Here is a 4,001-nt window from a genome sequence, read left to right as displayed (position 1 = left end):
CTCGGAGGAGTTGAATCAGACGGGTTCGACGCAGCCGGCGTTGTTCGCGGTCGAGGTGGCGTTGTTCCGGCTGTTGGAGTCGTGGGGTGTGCGGCCGGACTATGTGGCCGGTCACTCGGTGGGTGAGATCGCGGCTGCTCATGTGGCGGGTGTGCTGTCGCTGGAGGACGCGGCGAAGCTGGTGTCGGCGCGTGCGGCGTTGATGCAGGCGTTGCCCGCGGGTGGTGCGATGGTCGCGGTCCAGGCGACCGAGGACGAGGTGCTGCCGTATCTGTCCGACGAGGTCGGTATCGCGGCGGTCAACGGCCCGCAGTCGGTCGTGGTGTCCGGTGTCGAGGACGCGGTCGTCGCGATTGGTGAGACCTTCGCCGGTCAGGGTCGTAAGACGTCCCGGTTGAAGGTCAGTCACGCGTTCCATTCACCGCTCGTGGTCTGACGTTCAGCGAGCCGCGGATCCCGGTCGTTTCGAACCTGACCGGCCGGCTGGCCGAGCCGTACACGCCCGAGTACTGGGTCCGGCACGTGCGCGAAGCGGTCCGCTTCGCCGACGGTGTGCGGACCCTGCACGGCCTGGGCGTGTCGACCTTTGTCGAGATCGGCCCGGGCGGCGTCCTCAGTGCCCTCGCCCAGGGCTGCCTCGATGATGACGCGGACATCGTCACCGTTCCCGCCCTGCGCGCCGACCGCCCCGAGCCGCAAGCCCTCACCACCGCCTATGCCCAACTGCACGTCGTCGGCGCCGAAGTGGACTGGCACGCCTTCTTCCCGGGCGCCCGCCGCGTCGACCTGCCGACCTACGCCTTCCAGCGCGAGCGCTACTGGCTCGACGCCCCCGCCTCCGCCGGTGACATGCGCGCGGTGGGCCAGGGCGAGGCCCGTCACCCGCTCCTCGGCGCTGCCGTGCCGCTGGCCGACGGCGACGGACACCTGCTCACCGGGCGGCTCTCGACGCACACGCACCCGTGGCTGGTGGACCACGCCGTCAGCGGGGTCGCGCTCCTGCCGGGAACCGCGTTCGTGGAACTGGCGATCACCGCCGCCGACGCCGTGGGCTGCGACCTGCTGGAAGAGCTGACGCTGGAGACACCGCTGCTCGTGCCCGAGCGCGGCGGCGTCGCCCTGCAGGTGCGCGTCGGCGCCGACGACGGCTCGGGCCGCAGGCCGCTGACCGTGCACTCGCGGAACGACGACGGGGACGCGTACGCCCACGAGGACGACTCCGACCGGGCATGGGTCCGGCACGCCTCCGGCTCGCTGACCGTCGCTGCAGCAGGGTCCGTGGACGGCTCGCTCGCCGTGTGGCCGCCGGTGGGTGCGGAGCCGGTCGACGTCGACGGGTTCTACGACCGCCTCACCGACATGGCGCTCGACTACGGCCCCGTCTTCCAGGGGCTGCGCGCCGCGTGGCGGAACGGGGACGACTTCTTCGCCGAGGTGGAGCTGCCCGGCGCGGAGCGGACGGACGCGGGCGCGTACGGCCTGCACCCCGCGCTGTTCGACGCCGCCCTGCACACCGTCTGGCTGGGCGCGGTCGAGCCCGAGGCCGGGACGGGGAACGGGCTGCTGCCCTTCGCCTGGAGCGGCGTGCGCCTGTCGGCTGCGGGAGCCGCCGGCCTGCGGGTGAAGGTCTCGCGCGTCGGCACCGGTACCTCCACGGTGTCGCTGGTGCTGGCCGACGGTACGGGCGAGCCGGTGGCGTCCGTCGAGTCGCTGACGCTGCGCCCGGTGCCCGCCGAGCAGTTGCGCGCCGGTTACGGCGGCGACGACGCGGTCTTCGGCCTGGAGTGGACGCCGGTGAGCCTGCCGTCCGCGCCGGCCGGGATGAGGATCGAGACGTACGGGGATCTCGCCGCTCTCCGGGCCGCCGATTCGTCGTCGGCGTTCACCGAAGCCGCTGCCGGAGTCGTCGCCGATGCCGTGGTCGTGCCCTGCCCGACCGGGGCCGGCGCGGACCTCGCCACCCGGGTCCGTGAGGTCACCCACGCCGTGCTGGAACTGGTGCAGTGGTGGCTGGCCGAGGAACGCCCCGCGCGTCTGGTGCTGGTGGTGCGTGGGGGAGACCTCGCCCAGTCGGCGGTCCGCGGACTGGTGCGCTCGGCGCAGACCGAGAACCCCGACCGCATCGTGCTGGTCGAAATCTCCACCGATGCCGATGCCGATGCCGATGCCGATGCCGATGCCGATGCCGGCGCCGGCAGGGGTGTGGACGAGGACGTCCTTGCCCGGGTGTTGCCGGGCCTGATCGCGTCGGGTGAGCCGCAGGCCGCGGTCCACGCCGACGCCGAGGTCCGGGTGCCGAGGCTGGTCCGCGCAGCCGTGCCGGACGCGGAGCCGGAGCTTCCCGTCCTCGGCTCCGGCACCGTCCTGCTGACCGGAGCGTCGGGCGGGCTGGGCGGGCTGTTCGCCCGGCACCTGGTCGCCGAGCACGGCGTCCGCAGTCTGCTGCTCGTCAGCCGCCGTGGCGGGGAGGCACCCGGCGCGGCCGAGCTCGCCGCCGAGCTGACCGCTCAGGGCGCCGACGTCACCTGGGCCGCGTGTGACGTGGCCGACCGGGACGCCGTCCGTGCACTCCTGGCCGGGCCCGGGCGGAGCCTGTCCGCGATCATTCACACCGCCGGCGTCCTGGACGACGGAATCATCGGCTCGCTGACCCCCGAACGGCTGGACGCCGTGTTCCGCCCGAAGGTGGACGCGGCTCTGAACCTGCACGACCTGGCGGCTGAGCTGTCCGGCGACCTGTCCGCGTTCGTGCTCTTCTCCTCGGCGGCGGGCACCCTCGGCACGCCGGGACAGGGGAACTACGCCGCCGCCAACACCTTCCTCGACGCCCTCGCCGAACACCGCCGTGCCGTTGGCCTGCGGGCCACGTCGCTGGCCTGGGGCCTGTGGGCGCAGGACAGCGAGAGCGCCATGACCGGCAGCCTCGACCACACCGATCTCACGCGCATCAAGCGCATGGGCCTCGCCGCGATCCCGCCGGCGGACGGCCTGCGGATGTTCGACGCGGCACTGGCCACCGATCGGGCAGCGCTCGCCCCGATCCGGCTCGACACGTCGGCGTTCCGTGACGGACAGGGGCAGCCCGTACCGCCGGTCCTGCGCGGACTGGTGCGGGTGGCGCCGGTGCGCCGCGCGGCGCAGAGCGCGCCGAAGGGTTCGCTGGGGCAGCGGTTGGCCGGGCTGCCGGAGGCCGAGCGCGAGCACGTGGTGCTGGACCTGGTGCGCACCGAGGTCGCCGCCGTACTCGGGCACGCCGGCGCACAGTCGGTCGGCGCGGACGACTCGTTCAAGGACATCGGGTTCGACTCGCTGACCGCCGTCGAACTGCGCAACCGGCTCAACTCGGCCGTCGGCATGCGCCTGCCCGCCACCCTGATCTTCGACTACCCGAACCCGCTCACCCTGGCCCGCTTCCTCACCGCCGAAGCCGCAGGCTCCGGCGAGCCGGCGGCAGCCGTGCCGGCGACCCTCACCACGGCCACCGGGGCGGCGGACGAGCCGATCGCGATCGTGGGCATGGCCTGCCGCTACCCCGGTGGTGTCCAGTCACCCGAAGACCTGTGGCAGCTGGTGTTCTCCGGCCGCGACGCGGTGTCGGGCTTCCCCGAGGACCGCGGTTGGGACGTGGAGAAGCTCTACGACCCGAACCCCGACCAGTGGGGCACCAGCTACACCCGAGAGGGCGGCTTCCTCCACGACGCGGCGGACTTCGACGCCGAGTTCTTCGGGATCTCGCCGCGCGAGGCGCTGGCGATGGACCCGCAGGAGGCGTTCGAGCGGGCCGGGATCGACCCGGTGACGATGCGGGGCAGCAGGACCGGTGTCTTCGCCGGTGTGATGTACCACGACTACGGCGGGCGCGTGCACACCTCGCCGGCAGGCCTGGAGGGCTACCTCGTCAACGGCAGCGCGGGCAGCATCGCCTCCGGCCGGGTGTCGTACACGTTCGGGCTTGAGGGCCCGGCGGTCACGGTCGACACGGCATGCTCGTCATCGCTGGT

The 4,001-nt window shown here is 73.1% G+C and carries 2 protein-coding genes; both read left to right on the top strand.

Going from position 1 to position 4,001, the window contains the following annotated elements:
* Positions 1-436, top strand: a 436-nt coding sequence (locus IO33_RS53430; protein WP_031174566.1) for an acyltransferase domain-containing protein, incomplete at its 5' end; no start/stop codon positions are given.
* A gap of 86 nt (positions 437-522) precedes the next feature.
* Positions 523-4,001 (top strand): type I polyketide synthase (locus IO33_RS53425; RefSeq protein WP_245236103.1); only part of this gene is annotated, 3,479 nt, incomplete at its 3' end.

The sequence above is a fragment of the Streptomyces durhamensis genome (genome assembly GCF_000725475.1).
GTDB classification, from domain to species: domain Bacteria; phylum Actinomycetota; class Actinomycetes; order Streptomycetales; family Streptomycetaceae; genus Streptomyces; species Streptomyces filipinensis.
This window is presented reverse-complemented; position numbering and strand designations above follow the sequence as displayed.